The sequence below is a fragment of the Pedococcus sp. 5OH_020 genome (assembly GCF_027812955.1).
Taxonomy (GTDB): domain Bacteria; phylum Actinomycetota; class Actinomycetes; order Actinomycetales; family Dermatophilaceae; genus Pedococcus.
The window spans coordinates 119,123-140,553 of sequence record NZ_JAPYZV010000005.1; the positions used below are offsets into that span (position 1 = coordinate 119,123).

General features: G+C 70.6%; 21 protein-coding genes. 12 read left to right on the plus strand and 9 right to left on the minus strand.

Annotation, left to right across the window (positions count from 1 at the left end; translation table 11 throughout):
• Window positions 1–117 precede the first annotated feature (117 nt).
• Window positions 118–1,056 carry a 5'-3' exonuclease gene (locus tag PHA84_RS10400; RefSeq protein WP_270888033.1) on the minus strand — a complete coding sequence of 313 codons (939 nt, stop codon included), beginning with the start codon at window positions 1,054–1,056 and terminating at the stop codon, window positions 118–120.
• Between the two features lie 47 nt (window positions 1,057–1,103).
• Between PHA84_RS10400 and PHA84_RS10405 the strand changes: the two genes are divergently transcribed.
• The gene (locus tag PHA84_RS10405) at window positions 1,104–1,526 is read left to right on the plus strand and encodes an Lrp/AsnC family transcriptional regulator (protein ID WP_270888034.1); all 423 of its coding nucleotides are present in this window, start codon (window positions 1,104–1,106) and stop codon (window positions 1,524–1,526) included.
• Window positions 1,527–1,621: 95 nt separating this feature from the next.
• Here PHA84_RS10405 and PHA84_RS10410 read toward each other — a convergent pair whose 3' ends face one another.
• The 4 genes from PHA84_RS10410 to PHA84_RS10425 form a co-directional block, all read right to left on the minus strand.
• The gene (locus PHA84_RS10410; RefSeq protein WP_270888035.1) at window positions 1,622–2,845 is read right to left on the minus strand and encodes a glycoside hydrolase family 15; all 1,224 of its coding nucleotides are present in this window, start codon (window positions 2,843–2,845) and stop codon (window positions 1,622–1,624) included.
• Window positions 2,846–2,950: 105 nt separating this feature from the next.
• Window positions 2,951–3,475: a Cys-tRNA(Pro) deacylase gene (gene ybaK, locus PHA84_RS10415; RefSeq protein ID WP_270888340.1), complete on the minus strand. Its 525-nt coding sequence runs from the start codon at window positions 3,473–3,475 to the stop codon at window positions 2,951–2,953.
• Window positions 3,472–4,056 carry a biotin transporter BioY gene (locus PHA84_RS10420; RefSeq protein ID WP_270888036.1) on the minus strand — a complete coding sequence of 195 codons (585 nt, stop codon included), beginning with the start codon at window positions 4,054–4,056 and terminating at the stop codon, window positions 3,472–3,474. Before PHA84_RS10420 ends, ybaK begins: the two co-directional genes overlap by 4 nt.
• 90 nt (window positions 4,057–4,146) lie before the next feature.
• Window positions 4,147–5,604 carry a KamA family radical SAM protein gene (locus PHA84_RS10425; RefSeq protein ID WP_270888037.1) on the minus strand — a complete coding sequence of 486 codons (1,458 nt, stop codon included), beginning with the start codon at window positions 5,602–5,604 and terminating at the stop codon, window positions 4,147–4,149.
• Between the two features lie 85 nt (window positions 5,605–5,689).
• Between PHA84_RS10425 and PHA84_RS10430 the strand changes: the two genes are divergently transcribed.
• From PHA84_RS10430 to PHA84_RS10465, 8 genes are all read left to right on the plus strand, one after another.
• On the plus strand, window positions 5,690–6,742 hold the full coding sequence (locus PHA84_RS10430) for an L-erythro-3,5-diaminohexanoate dehydrogenase (protein ID WP_270888038.1): 1,053 nt from the start codon (window positions 5,690–5,692) through the stop codon (window positions 6,740–6,742).
• 13 nt (window positions 6,743–6,755) lie between these two features.
• Window positions 6,756–8,384 carry an amidohydrolase gene (locus tag PHA84_RS10435; RefSeq protein WP_270888039.1) on the plus strand — a complete coding sequence of 543 codons (1,629 nt, stop codon included), beginning with the start codon at window positions 6,756–6,758 and terminating at the stop codon, window positions 8,382–8,384.
• A 65-nt stretch (window positions 8,385–8,449) separates the two neighbouring features.
• Entirely contained in the window at window positions 8,450–10,039 is a 1,590-nt protein-coding gene (locus tag PHA84_RS10440) for a lysine 5,6-aminomutase subunit alpha (RefSeq protein ID WP_270888040.1), read from the plus strand.
• Complete coding sequence (locus tag PHA84_RS10445; protein WP_270888041.1) at window positions 10,036–10,860, plus strand: OAM dimerization domain-containing protein; 825 nt, start codon at window positions 10,036–10,038, stop codon at window positions 10,858–10,860. The genes PHA84_RS10440 and PHA84_RS10445 overlap by 4 nt, the downstream gene beginning before the upstream one ends.
• On the plus strand, window positions 10,857–11,255 hold the full coding sequence (locus tag PHA84_RS10450; RefSeq protein WP_270888042.1) for a hotdog domain-containing protein: 399 nt from the start codon (window positions 10,857–10,859) through the stop codon (window positions 11,253–11,255). The genes PHA84_RS10445 and PHA84_RS10450 overlap by 4 nt, the downstream gene beginning before the upstream one ends.
• Before the next feature lie 406 nt (window positions 11,256–11,661).
• A complete protein-coding gene (gene lnt / locus PHA84_RS10455; protein ID WP_270888043.1) occupies window positions 11,662–13,293 on the plus strand; it encodes an apolipoprotein N-acyltransferase in 1,632 nt (543 codons plus the stop codon).
• The gene (locus PHA84_RS10460) at window positions 13,286–14,053 is read left to right on the plus strand and encodes a polyprenol monophosphomannose synthase (RefSeq protein WP_270888044.1); all 768 of its coding nucleotides are present in this window, start codon (window positions 13,286–13,288) and stop codon (window positions 14,051–14,053) included. The genes lnt and PHA84_RS10460 overlap by 8 nt, the downstream gene beginning before the upstream one ends.
• Window positions 14,038–14,580 carry an FxsA family protein gene (locus tag PHA84_RS10465; protein WP_270888045.1) on the plus strand — a complete coding sequence of 181 codons (543 nt, stop codon included), beginning with the start codon at window positions 14,038–14,040 and terminating at the stop codon, window positions 14,578–14,580. Before PHA84_RS10460 ends, PHA84_RS10465 begins: the two co-directional genes overlap by 16 nt.
• Before the next feature lie 118 nt (window positions 14,581–14,698).
• On the opposite strand, the gene PHA84_RS10470 is transcribed toward PHA84_RS10465, so the two are convergent.
• The 4 genes from PHA84_RS10470 to PHA84_RS10485 all read right to left on the minus strand — a co-directional run bounded on the left by PHA84_RS10470 (window position 14,699) and on the right by PHA84_RS10485 (window position 18,845).
• Window positions 14,699–15,058 carry an RNA polymerase-binding protein RbpA gene (locus PHA84_RS10470; protein WP_270888046.1) on the minus strand — a complete coding sequence of 120 codons (360 nt, stop codon included), beginning with the start codon at window positions 15,056–15,058 and terminating at the stop codon, window positions 14,699–14,701.
• Window positions 15,059–15,215: 157 nt separating this feature from the next.
• Complete coding sequence (locus PHA84_RS10475; RefSeq protein WP_270888047.1) at window positions 15,216–16,775, minus strand: MFS transporter; 1,560 nt, start codon at window positions 16,773–16,775, stop codon at window positions 15,216–15,218.
• A gap of 76 nt (window positions 16,776–16,851) precedes the next feature.
• Window positions 16,852–18,243 carry a D-alanyl-D-alanine carboxypeptidase family protein gene (locus tag PHA84_RS10480; protein ID WP_270888048.1) on the minus strand — a complete coding sequence of 464 codons (1,392 nt, stop codon included), beginning with the start codon at window positions 18,241–18,243 and terminating at the stop codon, window positions 16,852–16,854.
• Window positions 18,244–18,302: 59 nt separating this feature from the next.
• Complete coding sequence (locus PHA84_RS10485; RefSeq protein ID WP_270888049.1) at window positions 18,303–18,845, minus strand: GNAT family N-acetyltransferase; 543 nt, start codon at window positions 18,843–18,845, stop codon at window positions 18,303–18,305.
• Window positions 18,846–18,860: 15 nt separating this feature from the next.
• Here PHA84_RS10485 and PHA84_RS10490 point away from each other — a divergent pair, with 15 nt between their 5' ends.
• The 3 genes from PHA84_RS10490 to PHA84_RS10500 are packed head-to-tail and all read left to right on the plus strand — an operon-like array spanning window position 18,861 to window position 21,429.
• Entirely contained in the window at window positions 18,861–19,742 is an 882-nt protein-coding gene (locus tag PHA84_RS10490; protein WP_270888050.1) for an SMP-30/gluconolactonase/LRE family protein, read from the plus strand.
• A gap of 53 nt (window positions 19,743–19,795) precedes the next feature.
• Window positions 19,796–20,938 carry a calcium/proton exchanger gene (cax, locus tag PHA84_RS10495; protein WP_270888051.1) on the plus strand — a complete coding sequence of 381 codons (1,143 nt, stop codon included), beginning with the start codon at window positions 19,796–19,798 and terminating at the stop codon, window positions 20,936–20,938.
• A 41-nt stretch (window positions 20,939–20,979) separates the two neighbouring features.
• Complete coding sequence (locus PHA84_RS10500) at window positions 20,980–21,429, plus strand: helix-turn-helix transcriptional regulator (RefSeq protein WP_270888052.1); 450 nt, start codon at window positions 20,980–20,982, stop codon at window positions 21,427–21,429.
• Window positions 21,430–21,431 lie beyond the last annotated feature (2 nt).

Below are 21,431 nucleotides of genomic sequence, written 5' to 3' on the forward strand. Positions count from 1 at the left end.
CGACGACGGGTTGTCAGGACAGCGGCGCCACCGGGTCCGCGTGACGACGCCCGCGGGGCAGGTGTACGACTCCACGGCACCGCCGCTGCTCGACTCTCGACGTCGCCCGGCGGCGACTCATTCGAGACGAAGAGCGGAGAGCACCCGGTTGAACGAGCTCGTCACCCCGAACTCACTCGCGATCCGGCTCAACAGGACGGGGTCGGCGACCTCCGTGGGCAATGCCAGGTCGACGTCTGGGACGGGAGCGTCCGGGGCCACCTCCACCACCTTCGGCGCCACTTCGAGGTATGCCGCACCCGCCTCGAGGCGTGCGCGCTGGGCACCCTTGAGCTCCGGGTCACCGTCGGCCAGGGCGGCTCGCAAGGCGTTCAAGGACCCATAGCGCTCGATGAGCTTGGCCGCGGTCTTCTCGCCGATACCGGCGACGCCGGGCAGCCCGTCGCTGGCGTCGCCGCGCAGCACCGCCATATCGGCGTACGCGGGCCCGTTCGCGACCCCGTACTTGGTGCGAAGGAAGGCCTCGTCGACCAGGTCGGAGTCCCGGACCCCGCCGCGCGCGGTGTAGATGATCCTGACCTGGGCCGCGTCGTCGACGAGCTGGAAGAGATCCCGGTCGCCGGTGACCACGTCGACGGCCATCGCGCCCTTGTGCCGAGCCGTGAGAGTACCGATGACGTCGTCCGCCTCGTAGCCGTCGGCACCCAGGCGTACCAGTCCCAACGCCTGGAGCGCGTCACGGATGACGGGGACCTGAGGCGCCAGGTAGTCGGGAGTCTGCTCCTCCTCCAGCGAGCCGTCGATCAACCGGTGAGTCTTGTACGTCGGGATGGCGTCCACGCGGAACTGGGGTCGCCAGTCGTTGTCCCAGCAGGCCACGAAGTGCGTCGGCTGATGGGTCGTCAGCAACGAGGCGATCATGTCCAGGAAGCCCCGCAGGGCGTTCGTCGGTGGCTCCGAGGGGTCCTTGCGCTGGTCCGGTACGCCGAAGAACGCGCGGAAGTACAGCGAGGCCGAGTCCAAGAGCATCAGTCGTCCGGCGGCGGCGGAGGTCATGGCGGACATGCTGCCATCGGCGGCAGGGTGCTCAGTAGGCTGGGGCGGTGGAAGACCTCGACCGACGGATCGTCACCCTGCTGCGCACCGACGGCAGGATGAGCTACACCGACCTCGGCAAGGCGATGGGTCTGTCGACGTCGGCGGTGCACCAGCGCGTGCGCCGGCTCGAGGAGCGGGGCGTCCTGAAGGGGTATGCGGCGCTGGTGGACTACGCCGAGCTCGGCCTGCCGCTCACCGCGTTCATCTCCATCACCCCGTTGGACCCGGCAGCTCCGGACGACATTCCCGAGCGGTTGCGCGGCATCACCGAGCTCGAGGCCTGCCACTCCGTGGCGGGGGAGGAGAACTACATCCTCAAGGCGCGGGTGCGCACTCCCGGCGACCTCGAGGACCTTCTTGCCCGGGTCCGTGCCACGGCCAACGTCGCCACACGCACCACCGTGGTGCTCTCGACGCCCTGGGAATGACCGGCCCCGCTCGTGCCGCGTAGGGCCTCTCGGACGGCGTAGCGAGTGCCGTGCTGCGGCGCTGCCTCCCGAGTCGCATCAGTGCCCGAGCCGAGTCAGTGCCTCTCGAGCTCCGACAGCGTGAGGACGACCAGGGAGGCGGTCCAGATGAGCGGTGCGGGTCCGGCAGGTCTCCCGGTACGCGTCACCTTCTCCGGCAGGGACCCGTACGAGGTACGGTGCGCGTCCAGCCAGTCGAGGAGGTCGCCGGCGCGCTCGCGATGACCCGTGGCGGCTGCGGTGAGGGCCAGCAGCGCCGTCTCGGGCGTCCAGGAGGACCCGTCGTGCTTCACCCAGTCCACGCCCGGGGCGAGCCCGCCGGCGGGTTGGAGTGCCTCCCGTGCATACCTGTGAACCGCTGAGTCCAGAGCGGCCCCGGAGTCGGCGGGCAGCTCCCCGGCGGGCAGGAACGGCGGCAGGAGCAGGAGGACGGCTGCGTCGAGCCCTCCGGTGTCACCGAACCGCTCGAAGCGCGGTCCGAAGCCCCGCACCACCACGGCGGCCAACGCGTCACCGACCTCACGAGTACGCCGCGCCGCGCGGGCATCGCCGGTCAGGCTGTAGTCGCGTGAGGCGGCCAGCAGACCGGCGACCATCGGCGCAACCGTGCCGAGAGTCGTGCGGTCGACCGCCACCTCCCAGTAGTCGGGTGACGCAGGAGGAAGCCGATGCCCCTGGGCGACAAGCCGTGTCAGCGTCGCGACACAGCGGTCCCGGAGCCTGTCCGCTGACGGCGGCACCGCGGCAGGGGCCTCGGCGCGCACCTCGGCGACCGCCCAGAGCACCCACCCACAACCGTCCGACTGGCGCGGTCGGTCCCGCCGTGGCGAGCCGTCCAGCCCGTACCGCGCCTGGAAGCCGACCGCGTCGTCGAACTCCAGGCCACTGAGCCTGTCCAGCACCCGCGAGGCCTCGGCCCGGTGGTCGCTGCGGGCCAGGGCGACTGCGGCGAACGAACCGTCGCGCGGCCAGAAGTACTGCCACGACCGCCCGGGCCCAGCGGCGACCGCCCCGTTCGGGCTGGTCTGGGACCGAATGTCGACGAGCGCCCAGCGGGCCATCTCAGCCCAAGCCGTGGCACCCCCGGGGACGTCGCCGCCGCCGAGCCAGCGGGCGTCGTCGTACTGCTGGCCGCTGTCGGCGTAGACCGGTTGCGCCCGGTAGCCGGGGGCCCGCAGCAGAGGCTCCTCCGGCAGCGCGACCTTCGGTCCCGCCGCGGCGCCCGCGACGAGCAGGGCGACGCCGGACGCCAGGAAGACTGGTGCTCGACGTCGCCTCACCGGCCGGTCCCCCTCGTGCCGTGGCCCCTTCACGGGGCGGTGGGGAAACCGTAGGGGACCGGGTCCGTCCAGGGAGCCGTTCGGCGAAATGTCTCGACCGGCGTTCTAGGAGGTGTCGCCCCTCGCCCCATCAGCGCTCGTACGGTCGCGTGCGATCGACGCGACCAGGGCTCCCGTGGCGCGAACGAGGTCCGCAGGCGACAGCGAGATGTCCAGCCCGCGTCGGCCGCCCGAGACATACACCGTCTCGAGCTCCTCCACGGACCGATGGACGACCATGGGCAGCGCCTTTCTCTGACCCAGCGGGGAGATGCCACCCAGGACGTAGCCGGTGGAGCGCTCGGCGGCTGCGGGTGAGGCCATCACGACCTTCTTCAGTCCCAGCGCGGTGGCCAGCGCCTTGAGGTCGAGCTGGCGATCGACCGGGACGACGCCCACCGCGAGTCCCCTCTCGCCGGAGACGAGGAGGGTCTTGAACACCTGGCCCGGCGGAACCGACAGTGCGGCAGCGGCCTCCAGTCCGTAGGAGGCGGCGGCAGGGTCGTGCGCGTAACGGTGCAGCCCGAACGGGATCCCCAGCCGGATCAGCGCGGCCGTCGCCGGCGTGCCCGCCCGGTCCTTCCGCGTCAGCGCTTCTCGACGCGCTGGACGACCTTCCACGCGGCGGGAAGTAGTCCGGCGGCCACGGCGATCTTGATGGCGTCGCCGAGCAGGAACGGCACGACGCCCTTGGCAAGCCCGGTCGACAGGTCCATCCCGGTGGCGGCCATGAGGTAAGGCAGGCCCACCGCGTAGATGACCACGTTGCCCAGCACCATGGTCGCGGCGGTCTTGAGCGGAGTCCGGTCTGCGCCCCGCTGAGCGAGCCAGCCCACCAGGCCACCGGCCAGCACGAACCCGATGATGTAGCCGAAGGAGGGGAAGCCATAGCCGCTCGAGTGGCCCGCGAACCAGGGAACACCCGCCATACCGGCAGCCAGGTAGAGGCCGATGCTCAGTAGCCCTCGCACCGAGCCCAGCGACGCTCCGGTCAGCAGAGCGGCGAAGGTGCCCAGGGTCAGCGGGACCGGGGTGAACGAGAGCGGGATGGCGAACTGGGCGAGCAGCCCGACGAAGGCCGCCCCACCGAGGACGAGGGCGGCGTCACGGACGAGGCCGCCGGGGATGACGTCGGCGAGGACGCGCTTGCGGGGTAGGGCGATAGCAGTCACGGGAGCAACCTAGCGAACGGCGCCGAGCCGATACAGCGGCGTCTCACGTCGACCACGTCACACTGCGTCCACCCCTGCGTCGGGCCCCCTTCAGACCAGCGAGGCCTCGCGGCTCGCCGCCGCTCGGCGCACCGCCTCGGCATGCGTGGAGTCCTCGTCGCCGTGCTCACGCCACCACTGCTGGCCCTCCGGGGCCAGGGTGTGGATGGGGTCGTAGTACACGTAGTCCCGGGACAACGCCTGCTCGGTCGACGCAGGATCGGCGGCCTCCAGCTGGGTGCGGTAGTTCTTACGCCAGAACGACATCCCGAGCTCCATGTCGTAATGGTCGACCTGGTGCACCCAGCGCTTCCCGACGAACGGGACGTCGCAGACGATGCGAGGTGTCGCGAAGCCCGGCAGGTATCCCATGATCGAGTGCTGCAACCGCTGCGCCTCGGCCAGCGACAACCGCCAGTGCTCGGAGAACGGGATCATGTCGCACATGTAGAAGTAGTACGGCGTCACCATGGCGTCGTCCTGGAGCGCGAAGCACAGGTCGAGCAGCTGCTTCGTCGAGTCGTTGACGCCCCGCATGAGCACGCCCTGGTTTCTGACGTCCCGCACCCCCGCCTCCAGCATCGTCCGGGCCGCGCGGGCGACCAGGGGGGTGACGGACTGGGCGCTGTTGACATGGGTGTGGATGGCCAGCGAGACCCCGCGCGAACGGGCCTTGGCCGCCACCCGTGCCACCCCTTCGACGACGTCGGACTGGAGCCAGTGCTGGGGAAGGCCCATGAGTGCCTTGGTCGCCAGGCGGATGTCCCGGACCGACTCCACGTCGAGCAGCCTGTCGAGGAACGCTTCGAGGTTGTGCCACGGCACGTTGGCCACGTCGCCGCCTGACACGACGACGTCCCGGACCTGCGGGGTCTGGTGCAGGTACGCCAGCATGGCCGCGTACCGGTCGGCGGGCCGGCCCTCGAGCTTCAGCTTGTCGACGACCCGGGTGGAGTTGCCGACCAGGTCCATCCGGGTGCAGTGGCCGCAGTACTGCGGACAGGTGGACAGGAGCTCGGCCAGCACCTTCGTCGGGTAGCGGTGGGTGAGGCCTTCGGCGACCCACATGTCGTGTTCGTGCAGGCTGTCGCGCGTCGCGTGCGGGTGCGAGGGCCAGTCGGTCCTGCGGTCGGAGAAGACCGGGAGCATGTAGCGGCGCACCGGGTCGGCGTAGAACGCCCGGGTGAACTCCTCGCCAACACCCGGCATGCCAGCACCGGGCCACGTCCCCTCGCTGACCATGGTGTTGACCATCTGCGGCGGCAGCAGCATCGACATCGTGGCGCGCTCGGCCTGGTCGCGCTCGAGGTCGGCGTAGAAGTGGTCGTCCAGCAGGTCGCCCATGACCTCGTGCAGCTGCTTGACGTTCTTGACGCAGTGAGCCCGTTGCCACTGGGCGCTGGCCCAGTCCTCAGCCGTCACCGTGCGCCACCCGGGGAAGCGGGTCCAGTCGGGCTCCACGAGCTCGCGGTGACGGTAGACATACGGCTGCTCGATGCCGACGCTCATACTGGCAGGATACGGGAGAGGCTACGCCCAGCCGCGCAAACCGCCGTAAATTCTTCGCTCCACATCGCTGACCCAGGGAGATTCTGTGCCGGACACTCCTTCCTCGCCCATCGGTCTCCACCGAGTGGTGGAGCCCGCGGGGGCGTGTCTCCCGCAGGCGGCGGTGCGCCTCGACGCGCGCCCTCAGCTGTGGCCGGACGAGGTGCGGGTCAGCGTCGAGACGCTCAACCTCGACGCAGCCTCCTACCGTCAGCTCTCCGACAAGCACGGCGGTGACGGCGACGCGGTCCGGGCGGAGGTCCTGGAGATCGTCGCCACCCGCGGCAAGCTGCAGAACCCGGTCACCGGGTCGGGGGGCATGCTCATCGGAACGGTGGACGAGGTCGGCCCGAGCTCGCCGCTCGGGCTCTCGCCGGGGGACCGGATCGCGACCCTCGTCTCACTGTCCCTGACGCCACTGGTCATCAGCGACCGCCTGTCGCGCTGGGACGGCCGGTCCGAACGCGCTCCGGCACGCGGACACGCGATCCTCTTCGGGCGTTCCATCGCCGCTCTCCTTCCCGGAGACCTCCCCGCCGAGCTCGCCCTCATGGTGATGGACGTCTGCGGCGCGCCGGCCCTCGTCGCGCGGGTGGTGGGGGAGTACGTCGCTCGCGGACACTCCCCGACCGTCGCGGTCCTCGGTGGCGCCGGCAAGTCCGGCTCGCTGTCACTGGCGGCAGCGGCCGACGCGGGAGCAGGTCGACGGATCGCCGTCGTGCCTGTCGAAGGGGAGGCAGCGCTGCTGCGCGGCACGGGACTGGCGGAGAAGGTGGTCGTCGCCGATGCCCGCGACCCGCTCAGGCTCTCGGAGGCGGTGGCTCACGCCGGAGGACCGGCCGACATCACGGTCGTCTGCGTCGACGTCCCCGGGTGCGAGCAGCCCGCCATCCTGTCGACGGCGTCGGGCGGCACCATCGTCTTCTTCTCCATGGCCACCAGCTTCGCGGCGGCCGCGCTCGGAGCCGAAGGTGTGGCTGCCGACGTGCGGATGCTCGTCGGGAACGGCTACGTCCCCGGGCACGCCGACTATGCACTCGACCTCCTACGAGGCAGTCCCTCGGTGAGGGCCCTGTTCGAGGGGCGCCTGTCCACGTAGGCACACTGGAGCGGTGAGCACTCTCTACCGTGGCGGCTTCGTCTACTCACCTGTCGACCCCTTCGCCAACGCCCTCGTCGTGGACGACGCCACCGGCACGATCGCCTGGATCGGTGGTGACGACGCGGCCTCGGGGCATGTCGACGCCGTCGACGAGGTCGTGGAGCTCGACGGGGCGCTGGTCACACCGGCCTTCGTCGATGCCCACGCGCACGTGTCGCAGACCGGCGCGGGGCTGCGCGGCGTGGACCTGGGGGAGACGCGCAGCGTCGCCGAGGCCCTCAGCCGCATCGAGGACGGCGCTCGAGCGCACCAGGGACGGCCGGTCTACGCCCCGAACTGGGACCAGGGCCGCTGGGCGGAGGGACGGCCGCACACGGCCGGCGAGCTGGACCGGGCCACCTACGGGGGCGTCGTGTACTCGCCGCGGGTGGACGGCCACTCCGCGGTCATCTCCTCCGCACTGGCCTCCGCCAGCGGAGCGCGGGACCTGCCCGGCTGGGAGGGCGACGGCCTGGTCACCAGGGACGCCCACCACGCGGCACGAGAGGCGTTCACAGGTGCCGTCACGCCCGCGCAGCGCCGGGCCGACATCGACCTGGCCCTGCATACGGCTGCGGCGGCCGGAATCGGGCTGGTCCACGAGAACGGTGGGCGGACGCTGTCCGGGACGGACGACTTCGCAGAGGTCCTGGCGGCCGGGCAGCGGGGGGATGCCCCGCAGACCATCGGCTACTGGGCGCAGCTGGTGTCGGACGAGGCTCAGGCGCGCGACGTCGCCACCGTACGTGGAGCACGTGGGCTCGCCGGCGACCTCAACGTCGACGGCTCCATCGGTTCGCGAACCGCACACCTGCGCGCACCGTACGCGGACCGGGAGGGCCATACCGGCAACGGGTACCTCTCAGTAGCCGAGGTGCGGGACCACGTCACGGCATGCTCGCTGGCCGGCCTGCAGGCGGGCTTCCACGTCATCGGCGACGCCGGGGTGGACACCGTCGTCCAGGGTTTCGAGGCAGCCGCCGCGATGGTGGGGGTGCCCGTCGTGACGCGGGCACGGCACCGCCTCGAGCATGTGGAGATGATCTCGACGGAGGGCATCGCGCGACTCGTGGCGCTCGGCGTCACGGCCAGCGTGCAGCCCGCCTTCGACGCCCTCTGGGGCGGGGACGACGGCATGTATGCCGAAAGGCTGGGCTCCGAGCGGGTCAGCGGGATGAACCCGTTCGCCTCGATGATGGCGGCCGGGATGACCTTGGCCCTCGGCTCGGATTCGCCCGTCACCCCGTTCGCACCCTGGGAGGCGGTGCGCGCCTGCGTGAACCACCACGACCCGGAGCAGAGGGTCTCCGCGCGCTCGGCGTTCCTGGCCCACACCCGCGGCGGCTGGCGAGCGGCGGGCTACGACGACCGGGGGTACCTCGACCTCGGCCTGCCCGCCACGATCGCGGTCTGGGAGGTGGGGGACCTGGTGGTGCAGGCGCCGGACGACCGGATCCAGACGTGGAGCACCGACCCTCGCTCTGGGACCCCGGGGCTCCCGGACCTGTCGCCGGGCTCACCCACACCGAAGTGTCTGCGTACCGTCGTCCGCGGCCGCACCGTCTTCGACGCCGGCGCCTTGGACGTTCACAGGCCGTGAGCGAGAATTTGCGGTGTCGGACCGGGTCTGCCGGAAATCTTCTGGTGCGCTGCTAGATTTGCCGCGTGTCCTCGCGACCCACACCCTTGCTGGACCTCGATCCGGCGACCGTCAGGAGAGCGCGCACGCTCGCCCGGAAGGCCGGCGCGCCCGTCGTGAGGCTCGCGCGGAGCCATACGACCGTGAGCGTGGAGCGCGCCACTCTGCGCCTCGCGGGGTTGTCCGGCGCGGACCACGACCGCGTCCCCTGGGTCAACCATCTCGTCGACGCCGTCCGGGCCGAGGTCGGCCTGGAGCACGGCGTCACCCCGCCGGTGTACGACGCGCTGCGCAGGGGCGAAGCCCCCGACCTGTTGACCCTTGCGCAGAGGGCGGCGAGCGGGTCGGTGCACCTGCGGCTCCCTGAGGGGCGGGAGGCTGCGGCCGCCCGTTCCGCCGCGCGGCGGGAGGTGGGCCGCGGCCTGCGCATCATCGACAAGCAGCGGGCCCGTCGCGACCGCCTGGTCAAGCGCCACGGCGACCCCGTCCAGCGCCCCTGGATCTACCTGATCGTGGCCACGGGTGACATCTACGAGGACATCCCGCAGGCCCAGGCAGCCGCCCGGGAGGGAGCGGACGTCATCGCCGTGATCCGCTCGACGGGACAGTCGCTCCTCGACTACGTCCCTGAGGGCGCCACGCGGGAGGGGTACGCAGGCACGTACGCCACGCAGGAGAACTTCCGGCTCATGCGCGCTGCCCTGGACGAGACGTCCAAGGAGCTGGGCCGCTACATCCGGCTGACCAACTACGCCTCGGGGCTCTGCATGCCCGAGATCGCCACGCTCGCCGGGCTCGAGCGGCTCGACATGATGCTCAACGACTCGATGTACGGGATCCTCTTCCGCGACATCAACCCGGTCCGCACGTTCGTCGACCAGCGGTTCAGCAGGCAGATCCACGCCCGGGCCGGGATCATCATCAACACCGGCGAGGACAACTACCTCACCACGGCGGACGCGGTGGACTCGGCGCATACCGTCACGGTCAGCCAGCTGCTCAACGAGTACTTCGCCAAGGAGGCCGGGCTGCAGGACTGGCAGCTGGGCCTCGGGCACGCCTTCGAGGTGAACCCCGACCTGCCCGACTCCTTCCGGATCGAGCTGGCGCACGCCTTGCTGGCCCGCCAGCTGTTCCCCGAGGCGCCCCTGAAGTGGATGCCACCGACGAAGCACATGACGGGGGACGTCTTCCGCGGCTACCTGCTCGACGGCTTCTTCAACCTCGTCGGCGCCATGACGGGGCAGGGCATCCTGCTCGTCGGGATGATGACCGAGGCGGTTGTGACGCCGTTCCTCTCCGACCGCGACCTGGCACTCCAGAACGTCCGCTACGTGCTCAACGCCGTAGGCGGTCTCACCGAGGACTTCCATCCTCCGCGCGACGGGTTCATCCAGACGCGAGCCCGTCAGGTGCTCGGCGAGGCGGTCGACCTGCTGACCCGGATCACGCAGGAACCGGGCGCCGCGCCGCTCCTCGAGGCCATCGCGGACGGCACGTTCGGCCTGATGAGGCGCCCGGCGAATGCGGGCAAGGGCCTGGACGGGGTGGTCGAGCGCGCCGCAGACTACGACAACCCTGCCGCGACGATGCTGGAGGAGGGCTCAGACCGGTGAGCGCGTCCACTCCCGACATCATCCGCCCGTACGGGGACACCACGGGAGACGGCATGGTGCAGGTCTCTTTCACGCTGCCCGTGCCGCACGACAAGCGCGCCGAGGGCGCAGCCCGTCAGCTCGCTGCCAAGATGGGCCTGGAGCCCGCCCTGGTGGTGCACGCCAAGGCCATGGGCCCGGACTTCACCTTCTTCGTCGTCTACGGCAGCGCCAAGCACCTCGTCGACCTGCGGGACGTGACCGTCGTGGAGCGCGAGTTCCCCCTGCTCAGCCCTGCAGAGGTCAACAAGGCGGTCAAGTCCAGGCTGCGCCGCAAGCTCGTCGTCGTGGGGGCGTGCATCGGGACCGACGCCCATACGGTGGGCATCGACGCGATCCTCAACGTCAAGGGCTTCGCGGGGGAGAAGGGCTTGGAGTACTACCGCGAGATCAGGGTGGTGAACCTGGGGGCTCAGGTGCTGGTCCCCGAGCTGGTGGCCCGCGCCCGCGCGGAGAGGGCGGACGCCGTGATGGTCAGCCAGGTGGTCACCCAGCGTGACGCCCATCTCCACAACACCATGACCATGAGCGCGGCGTTCCGCGAGGCATACCCGGCCGGGCAGGTGCCGCTGCTCGTCGTGGGAGGCCCCCGGTTCGAGGAGGGCTCGGCGCCCAAGCTCGGTGTGGACCGGATCTTCGGGCGGGGCACGACGCCCGCCGAGGTGGCCAGCTACCTCGTCCATGCGCTCACGACGAGGTCGGCGGCTGCGGCGGTGCCCGGCAGCCCACGTCCCGGCGGGGCCGCAGCCCCCTCGGGGCCCGACGGCAGGAAGCAGCGATGACGGCAGAGCTCGGACGGGTCGTGACGCACCGCCGGTATGTTCCGTACAGCCACGCGCACTACGCGGGCAACCTCGTCGACGGCGCCTACTCGCTGGCCGCCTTCGGTGACGTGGCGACCGAGCTGTGCATCCTGACCGACGGGGACGAGGGGCTGTTCGCGTCGTACTCCGACGTCCAGTTCCTTGCCCCGGTGCGGGCGGGGGACGTCATCGAGATCGAGGCTCGGCTGGTCCGGCTAGGCACTCGCAGCCGTGAGCTCGAGTTCGAGCTCCGGGTGGTGGCGCGCGGGGCCCCGGGACGCGGGGAGTCAAGGGCCGACGTGCTGGAGCCCGCGATCGTGGCGACCACGGCACGGGGCGTCGTGGTGGTGCCACCACGGGACCACGCGGGCTGAGCGCGTCACGGCGTGTCGTGTGTGACACGCCGACCACCCGTCGATGTCTTGGTGTGCAACGGAATTGGCCCAGCACAAGGACCCCCCGGGTGACGCATTTCCGTCACCTCGGACGGCTTGACAGCGTCCCGCCGGGGGGTAAGTTGGCCCTCGGTTGTCCTACCGATCGTCCGTCCTCGAGGGGGAGCATCCAGGCTGGAGAAGGACACACGGCCCGGTGACTAGCGCGCGCAGCCACCGCTTTACCAGCAGTGAAGTCCGACCCGATCTGGTGTGCCGTTCGAGGCGGTGGTGGACGGCGGCTCGGCCCGCGCGCCTAGTAGACAACAGCAGGATGCCGACAGCCGGCCGGCCCCCTGCTGGTCCCAACGGCAGCGCGGGCCGTGCCGTGTCCTACCGTTGTCACGTGTCGAGACCCCTGCTGAGGCCCCAGGCGACCGCGCGCGTCGTCGTCGCGGTCATCTCGGGCGTCCTCACCGCGTACGCGTTCCCGACCCATGACGTGTGGTGGCTGGCGCCCGTCGGCGTGGCCCTCCTGTCTGCCTCGGTGGTCGGCGCCGGCTGGCGGCTGGCCCTCCTCCTGGGCCTCGCGCACGGGCTGGGCTTCTTCCTCCCGACGCTGTCCTGGTCAGGGGTCTATGTCGGCAAGCTGCCGTGGGTGGCGCTGGCCGCTCTCGAGGCCCTGTACATCGCGGTGATGTGCTGCGTGACGTCGATCGTGCAGCGGCCTTTGCTCGCCACCCGCTTCCGACCGCTCGCCTACGCCGCTGTTCCGCTCCTCTGGGTCCTGCAGGAGTGGGCGCGCGGCACCACGCCGTTCGGGGGTTTCCCCTGGGCTCGGCTCGCGTTCAGCCAGGCCGACAGTCCGCTCGCGCCATTCGCACGGTTCGCGGGCGCGCCAGGACTCACCTTCGCAGTGGCTTCCACCGGCGTGGTCCTGCACGTCCTCGTCCGCGAGGTCGTCCACCGGCTGGGTCGGCCCCGCACCTCCGCACCGCGGGCTCTCCCGGCGCTCTCTCTCGCCTTGGTCGTCCTCGCGCTCGCGCCGGCGCTCGCCGCCGTGGCCACCACGATCCCCACGGATGGCCGGAAGGTCTCGGTGCTCTTCGTCCAGGGCAACGTGCCCAGGGCAGGCCTCGACTTCAACGCGGAGCGGCGCAAGGTGCTCGACAACCACGTGCAGGGGACCCTGGCGGCCGCAGCCCAGCGAAGGCCCGCACCGTCGCTGGTGGTCTGGCCGGAGAACTCCTCCGACATCGACCCGCTGGAGAACCTGGACGCGCGGGCCGACATCCGGCTCGCAGTGGAGACGGTGAAGGCGCCGATCCTCGTCGGTGCCGTGCTCGACGGCCCCGGCCGATACGTGTCCAACGCGAGCCTGTTCTACCGTCCGGGCGACCTCGAGCCGCAGCGGTACGTCAAGCAGCATCCGGTGCCCTTCGCTGAGTACATCCCCTACCGCGCCTTCTTCCGCAACTTCAGCGACAAGGTCGACCTCGTGTCGCGGGACTTCACCAAGGGAGACCGCCCGGGGGGTTTCCAGGTGCCGGTGGCGGGCGCCAGGCCGTACTGGGTGATCCCCACCATCTGCTTCGAGGTCGCGTACGACGACCTCATGCGCGACTCGACCCTGCAGCCCGGTCGCGCGGCGAGCATCTTGGCGGTGCAGACCAACAACGCCACCTTCGGCTACACGGCGGAGTCTGAGCAGCAGTTCGCCATCAGCCGGCTCCGGGCCATCGAGCACGGACGGTCGGTCGTGCACGTCTCCACCGTCGGCGTGAGCGGGTTCATCAACCCGGACGGGTCCTATGTCGACAAGACCGCGCTCTTCACGCCTGCCGCGCGCTACGGGGCCCCGGTGGTGCGCACCGAGGTCACGCCGGCGGACCGGCTCGGTGCGCTCCCGCAGTATGTCGTGGCGCTGGCCGTCGTGGGGCTCATCCTGTGGGGTCAGTGGTCGAGGCGCCTGGACGCTAGGGTCGACCGGACCACCACCGCCGCAGCGCAACCGCGAAGGGACAGCCTCGTTGTCTGACCAGATCGACCGGGTGCTCGTGTGCATCCCGACCTACAACGAGCGGGAGAACCTTCCCGCCGTCGTCCGCCGAGTCCGTGCAGTGGTCCCCACCGCCGACATCCTGGTACTGGACGACAGCTCACCCGACGGAACGGGGGAGGTGGCCGACGCGCTGGCCGCCGACGACTCGCAGGTACAGGTCCTGCACCGCGCTCGCAAGGAGGGCCTGGGCAGGGCCTACCTGGCGGGCTTCCACTGGGGTCTCGCACGCGGGTACGGGGCCATCGTGGAGATGGACGCCGACGGCTCGCACCAGCCGGAACAGCTCCCCTCGCTGCTGCAGGCCCTGCCGGACGCGGACGTGGTGATCGGCTCCCGGTGGGTGCGAGGCGGCTCGGTGGTCAACTGGCCGCTGCACCGCAAGGCGCTGTCGGTCGGCGGGAACCTCTATATCCGGGTGCTGCTCGGGATGCCGGTGCACGACGCCACGGCCGGGTTCCGCGTCTACACCGCCCAGGCTCTGCACCGCATCGGGCTGCACGACGTCGCCTCGCAGGGCTACTCGTTCCAGACAGACCTCACCCGGCGGGCCGTCGCCCTCGGAATGCGGGTGGTGGAGGTGCCGATCACGTTCGTGGAACGGGAGGTCGGTAACTCCAAGATGAGCGGGGACATCATGCGGGAGTCACTGCGCCGGATCACGGTGTGGGGAGTGCAGCACCGCGGCGAACAGCTGCGCCGGCTCAGCCGCAGGGAACCGACGTGGCACCGCGTATAGCCGGCCGGCCGCGGCGGCGACGACGACGACGACCACGCTGGCTCGCTTTCGTCTTCATCGCTCTCCTGGTCGTCCCGGTCCTGGAGATTGCCGTGATCATCGCCGTCGGCAAGGTCATCGGCGGGTGGCCTACTCTGGGACTCCTGCTCCTGGAGTCCGCGCTCGGTGCCTGGCTGGTCCGCCGGGAGGGCGCGCGGGCCTGGGCGTCGCTGCGCGAGGCGCTGCGCACCGGCCGGATGCCGAGCCGGCAGCTGTCGGACGCCGCGCTGGTGCTGGTGGGGGGCACGCTGCTGCTGACGCCGGGGTTCCTCAGCGACATCGTGGGCTTCTTCTTCATCCTCCCCTTCACCAGGCCGATCGCTCGCAAGGCACTGGAGGCCGCCGTAGCCAGGAGGCTCCTCCGGGACCAGGGGCGTACGCGCCGGGGCGGCGCTGGTTCGGGCGGTGCTGGTTCGGGCGGTGCTGGTTCGGGCGGCAGGGCGCCGGGGACGACCGGCCCCGACGTCATCGAGGGGGAGGTGCTGTAGCTGCGGCCATGCGGCTCCGTAGTCGGCTACCCGGACATGCCGAAGGCCGCGCCCTCAGCGGGACGCGGCCACGGCGATATTGCTGGTCAGCTGGCGCCTAGGTCAGGTGGCACCTGAGTCAGGCCGTGCGCTTGCGACGCGGCTTCTCGCCGCGGGACTCACGCAGCAGCGTGAGCCGTTCCTCCAGGAGCTCCTCCAGCTCCGGGATGGAGCGGCGCTCGAGGAGCATGTCCCAGTGCGTGCGCTGGTGCTTGACCTGCTTCACCTCCGGCTCCGGGCCGTCGACGAGGCGTGCGTCTGCGCCGCAGCGGCACTCCCAGGTCGGGGGGATCTCTGCTTCGATCGAGAAGGGCAACTCGGTCCGGTGTCCTTGGGGGCACAGGTAAGCCGTGATCTGACGCTCGCTGGGGACGACGTGCTCGTCCGTCTCCAGGCTGTGCGAGACCATTCGGCTGCCCCGGAGGGTGCGCTCTGCCATAGGGGTTCTCCCAACGTGCTTGGTTCCCGGCCAACTCGGGTGGGGCACGGGATTCGTCTATGACAACGACAAGTACCCGTGCAATGTTCCGACTAACCAGATCCGGTCATCGGTGGGCGAAGTGACGCAAATCACAGAGCCGTGGATAGGCGGTGGCTCACACCACCGCCGGCACCTCGTTGCCGGCGTCGATCACGCCCTGACGGACGTCGACCCGACGCAGCAGCAGGTAACCCAGGAGGAAGAAGGCCATGAGCGCCACGATGGCCGGCCGGTACGAGTGGGTGAGCTGGTGCACCAGACCGAAGAGCAGCGTGCCGAACCAGGACGTCCCGCGCTCCATGGCCTGGTAGAAGGCGAAGAACTCAGCCTCCCTGCTGCGCGGTACGAGCTGGCTGAACAGCGACCGGCTGAGCGCCTGGCTCCCGCCGAGCACGATCCCGATGAGAGCGCCGAGGACGGCGAACGGCACGAAGGCCCCCGCAGGCACGAAGTAGGCGGCCACCACGATCAGCGACCAACCCACCAGGGAGGCGAGGATCGTGCGCCATGCTCCGAACCGTCGGGCCAGCCGGCCGAAGAGCAGGGCGCCCCCGAACGCGACGAACTGGACGAGGAGCACCAGGGAGATGAGCTGCTCGGCAGCGAAACCGAGCTGCTCGGCGCCGTAGAGGCTGCTGGACGCGATCACCGTCTGGATTCCGTCGTTGAAGAACAGGTACGCCAGCAGGAACATGAGCGTCTGCGGATAGCCCCGCAGGTCGCGGAACGTATGGCCCAGCTGCGCGAGGCTGCCGCGCACCACTCCGGCGCCGGGGCGGTCCGCTGGCGCGGCTGCAGGGCTTCGCAGGCGCCAGAGCCCCCGCACCGGGATGACGGTGAAGAGAGCCCACCACAAGCCGGCCGAGAGCAGGCTGATGCGCACCGCCATGGTCTTGTCGACACCGACGAGGTGGGGCTTGTCGACGATCGCCAGGTTCGCCGCGAGGAGCAGCCCGCCGCCGAGGTAGCCGAGCGCCCACCCGCGGGACGACACCTCGTCGCGGTCGTCAGGGTGCGCGATGCGGCACAGGATGGCGTCGTACACCACCAGGGAGGCACCGAGGGCGATGGTCGCCAGGACCATCATCAGCGCGCCGAACCGCCACAGGGTCCCGTGCAGGAAGAACAGCGAGCACGCGGCCACCGCACCAGCCCACGCCAGGAGTCCCAGGAGGCGAGCCGGACGCGGGGTACGGTCGGCGATCGCCCCGAGGAAGACGAGGGCCACGGCAGAGATGACGGTCGACAGCGTGATGGTGTAGGACGCCACGGACCCCGGGTCCAGCGGCGCGGTGAGCACCAGAACCAGCCCGCCGACCGCCGCGGCCGCCAGGGGCACTGCGGGACGGATCGGGAGGCGGGAGGTCCTGACGAGCTGGACGACACTGCCGACCAGCACGGCCAAGCCGACCAGTGTGACTGCCAGGGCCGCCTGCCAGAGCGCAGGAGGAAGGGACGCGGCAGCTGGCACGACGTACAGGTCCGTCCGGCACGCCTCCCCGCTGTCCTGTCCCGGGCACGCGGCCGCCTTGGCCACCGTGGTCAGGTAGGGAGCGAAGAGAACCGTGCCCACCGTGGTCACGAACGCGGAGTTGGCCCAGTCGTACCAGTACCACGCCCTGCGCTCTTCCGGCGTGCCCCAGCGCCGATGCGAGGGCACCGCCTCAGTCGTCATGCGTGAAGGGTGTCACAGTCCCGACGAGCGTAGACCGGGTGTCGTACTCAGGTGCCGGGAGGCGGCACGGCCGTACCTAGCCCGCGAACTCCCAGTGCCACGGCTCCGGGAGGGCTCCCGTCGGCTCTGCCCAGTCCGGGTGGAACCAGCCGTAGAGCGGGGCGTTCTGCTTCATCCACAGATGCGCCGCACTGCCGAAGCTCTCGACCCCGCCGCACAGGTCCACCGCGCGCCCCAGACCGTGCTCGCTGGTGCCCGGCGTGGCGGCCCACTTGCCGCGGGTCGCCTTGACGGCCACCTGCTCGGCGAGGGAGCGGTAGGAGTCCGTGACGCACAGAGGCTGTCCGGTGTCCTTCTCGTACGCCAGGCTCATGGCGTTGAAGGCCGCCGAGGGGGCGGGTCGAAGACTGGCTCCCGGAGCGCCGTACAGCGGGCACAGAGCGGACACCGGAATCTGGCCGTTCGGGTACTCGCCCTCGTCGGTGCTGCAGGCCTTGACCGACCCGTCCTGGTGGATGCCGGGGATCTTCGCCGCTGTGAGCAGGCGCTCGGACACGTCCATCGCCTTGGGGTCACCGCTGCCGAGCAGCAAGCCGGCCACGGGGCCGGCCTTCGCGACCTGCTCCGTGTGCAGCTTGCGGGTGGCGTCGAGCTGGGCCTGCTGCTCCTTGACGACGACATCCAGCTGCTTCTTGGCTTCCGCGGCCTTGGCGGCGGCCTCGCTCGCCTTCGTGCTCGCCTCCACAGCCTGCGCCGCAACGTCCCGCTGCAGCTGCGTCTGGTTCTCCACCCGCTTGAAGGCCGAGGTGCGCTGGTCGCTGAGGTACGACAGCTGGGCGGCTGTGTCACTGGCTTCGTTGGCGGACTTGGTCAGAACGTCCAACATGGCGCCCATGTCACCGAGCGAGCCGCCGCCACCGGCATACGCCTGGTAGGCCCACTGACCGAGGGCGCGCCGGTCCTGGCCGAGGCGCGTGCTCAGCTGCTGGAAGAGGGCGACGTCACGGTTGGCGGTATCGCGGGCCACGCGCTCGTCATCGCGCGCCTTCGCGTAAGCCTGGAGGAGCGTGTTGGCCTGGGCCGCGAGCCGGTCGAGCTTCGCGGCTGCCGCCGCGATGCCGGCATCCGACCTCGTCAGGTCGTCGGTGAGCTGCTGCGCCGTGGCGATCTGCGCTGCCAGCTCCTCAGGGCTCAGCGTCTGCTCGCCGGCCGCCCCCGGGGTCGCGGTCGCCGGCGTGGGGGACTGGCCGGAAGGTCCGGTGCCGACGACCGACGAGCCGGTGAAGCTCGTGGACCCCGTGCTGACCGTGGCCGCTGTCCTTTTGTCGACCGTGGTTGCTCTCGTGACTGGAGTGGTCGAAGAGGCTGATGGGACCGCGCTCGACGCGTGAGCCGGGGAGGTGCCAGCCAGGACCGCGACCGCAACCACGGCGCTGGTCAGCCCAGCCTTCACCCCAAGCCAAACCACAGTGCTTCCTCACGTCGACCAACCGCCCCCCACGGGCAGTGCTGCCTTCTCAACGCACCCTAACGGCCTGACGTCACGCCCGCGTTCCCTCTTTCGGCCGACCCCGCACTTTCGGCTGAGAGTGCTTTGGCCATCAGGCTGACCCGGTGTCCCTCCGGACCAAGCGTCCCGACCTCGGCGAAGCCCCGGCCCCGGTGGAATGCCAGGGACGGCTCGTTCGCCGGTTCCAGGTTCACCTCCAGGACGAGCCTGCCTCGCCGGACCGCGGCGGCCTCGATCTCGTCATACACCGCCGAAGCCAACCCGCGCCGGCGAAAGCGGTCGTCGATGACGATCCTGTCCAGATAGTCGAACCCGTCCCCGTACCTCTGGCTGAACCAGCGGTAGTTGACGGAGTCGTAACCAGTGCCGGGCCCGAAGACGAGTACGAAGCCTGCGGTCTGTCCCTCGTCGACGATGACGTCGGCTCGGTCGGCCCACCGGCGCAGGTCCGCCAGCCGTCCAGGGTCCAACGGGGACAGGAGCTCGACGTGCGCGGCGTTCATGGCCAGCACGGTGTCCAGGTCTGCGTCCACCATGGGACGGAGCACGCGCGAGCGCATGGGAGGAAGTGTGTCATGGCGGCCGAGGTGGGACGTCACGGCGCGACGGCGATGACTTCGGCCGCCTTCGCCGGTCTACCTGGCATGCATGAGACGACGGTGCTGCTGGACGGTCTGGTGTTCCCCGAGTCGCCCCGCTGTCGTGATGGCCGGGTCTACGTCTCCGACTGGGGGCGGCACGAGGTGGTCGCGGTGGACGCGGTGGACCCGGAGGGCCACCGGAGCGTGGTGGCGAGCGGCTCGGCGTTCCCGATGTGCATCGACTTCCTTCCCGACGGCCGGCTCCTCGTCATGGACGGCACGCTGCTGCGCGTCCAGGACGGAGACCGGCTGTCGGTGTACGCCGACCTGGGCAGCATCTCGGCCCGCAGCTTCAACGACCTGACCACCGACCGTGGCGGCACGGTCTACGTCAACAACGTGGGGTTCGACTTTCCCGGGGGTGAGCCGCGCCCCGGGCTGATCGCTGTCGTTCCACCGGAAGGCGGGGCCAGGGTGGTGGCCGGGGACATGCTCTTCCCCAACGGGATGGTGGTGCTGGGCGAACGGACCCTCGTGGTGGCCGAGTCATACGGCTCGCGGCTCACCGCGTTCACGATCGAGGCGGACGGCAGCCTGACCGGCCGGCGAGTCTGGGCGGAGCTGGACGGGGGAGCCCCCGACGGTCTCTGCCTCGGGGAGGAGGGAGCCATCTGGTATGCCGACGTCCCGCACCAGGAGTGCGCCCTCGTTGCGGAGGGTGGCGCCGTGCTCCAGCGGGTGCCGCTCGACCGGGGCGCGTTCTCTTGCGCCTACGCGGACGGCGTTCTCTATGTCGCGACGAACCGCTGGGGAGGTCCCGACAGCATCGGCCAGCAGGGACCGTCCGGTCAGCTCGTGGCCGTTCGAGTGGGCTGAACCTGCCGCCCGAACGGGTGCCTGAGGCACAGGGCAGTGCGAGGATGCGCAGCATGCCCACGGCCCCCGCCCGCGACACCTTCCTCCGCTCGGACTACCTCATCGTTGTCGGCGGTGCCGCGGCGGTGGTCGCCGCGGCGGTGACGCACTACGGCGGTGCCGGAGCGGTCCTGCCCTTCGCCTGCTCCGCGGTGGCGGTCACGCTGCTCGCGTCCCTGGTGGGCAGGTCCGTGGAGCAGCTGGGGGACCGCTTCGGGCCGGGCGCCACAGGGGTCCTGCAGTCGGCCCTCGGCAACCTTCCCGAGCTGTTCATCGCCCTGTTCGCCCTCAAGGCGGGCCTCGTCGCGGTGGTGCAGGCAGCCCTGATCGGCTCCATCCTGGCGAACCTGCTCCTGGTCCTCGGTATGGCCTTCGTCGTCGGTGGCCTCAGGCACGGCACGCAGCAGCTCGACTCCGAGCGCGCCCGCCAGACCATCGTGCTGATGGTGCTCTCCGTCGCGGCCATGGTGGTGCCGTCGCTGGCGCACTACGTGCACACCCCCGCAGCGGCCCACGAGAAGACCCTGTCCCTCATCGTGTCGGCGGTGCTGCTGCTGCTCTTCGCCCTGACGCTGCCCGCATCCCTGCGCCGGGAGCCGCAGCGGGCCGGGGCAGGGGGGAGGGAGACCGCCGGAGACGAGCGGGCGACCGGCCGCTCCCGGAGTACCGGAGCAGGGATGGAGCAGGAGCAGCCGCGGTGGCCGCTCTGGCTCGCCGTGGCGCTCCTGGTGCTTGCCGCGGTGCTGGCGGCCTTCGTGTCGGACTGGTTCGTCGCAGCCCTCCAGCCGGCCATGCAGGCGCTGAACATCTCCCAGGCCTTCGCGGGCCTGGTGATCGTGGCGATCGCCGGGAACGCCGTCGAGAACGTCGTGGGTGTCCAGCTGGCGGCGCAGGGGCGTTCGGAGTACGCCTTCTCTGTCGTCATCAACAGCCCCCTGCAGATCGCGCTGGTCCTGGCGCCGCTGCTCGTCATCCTGTCCTCGCTCCTCGGGTTCACCGCGCTGACCCTGGTCTTCCCACCGCTGCTCGTGGTGGCCGTCGTGATCGCGGTGGTCATCACCGCGTTCATCACGTTCGACGGCGAGTCCACGTGGATCGAGGGGGCGGCCCTCATCGCGGTGTATGCCGTGATCGCCACGTCGTTCTGGTGGGGCTGAGCCGCTAGGCAACGTCGGTGGTACGTGGCACCATCGCGAACGTGACCACCAATGGGAGCCCGCCACAGCGCTTGCAGGAGCTTGCGCGGCTGCGCCGCGTACGCGACCGGATGGACCGGGAGTACGCACAGCCGCTGGACGTCGAGGCGCTCGCTCGTGGCGTACACATGTCGGCTGGGCATCTCAGCCGCCGGTTCAAGGAGGCCTACGGCGAGTCGCCGTACGGCTACCTCATGACCCGACGCATCGAACGAGCCATGGCGCTGCTGCGCCGCGGCGACCTCAGCGTGACCGAGGTGTGCTTCGCCGTCGGCTGCGCGTCGCTGGGCACGTTCAGCAGCCGCTTCACCCAGCTCGTCGGTATGCCGCCCAGCGTGTACCAGCGTCAGGCCGCAGCGCACGCGGCGGAGCTCCCGTCGTGCGTCGTGAAACAGGTGGCCAGGCCGGTCAGGAATAGAGAAGCGCGCGCCGACGAGCCGCAACTAGCCTGACC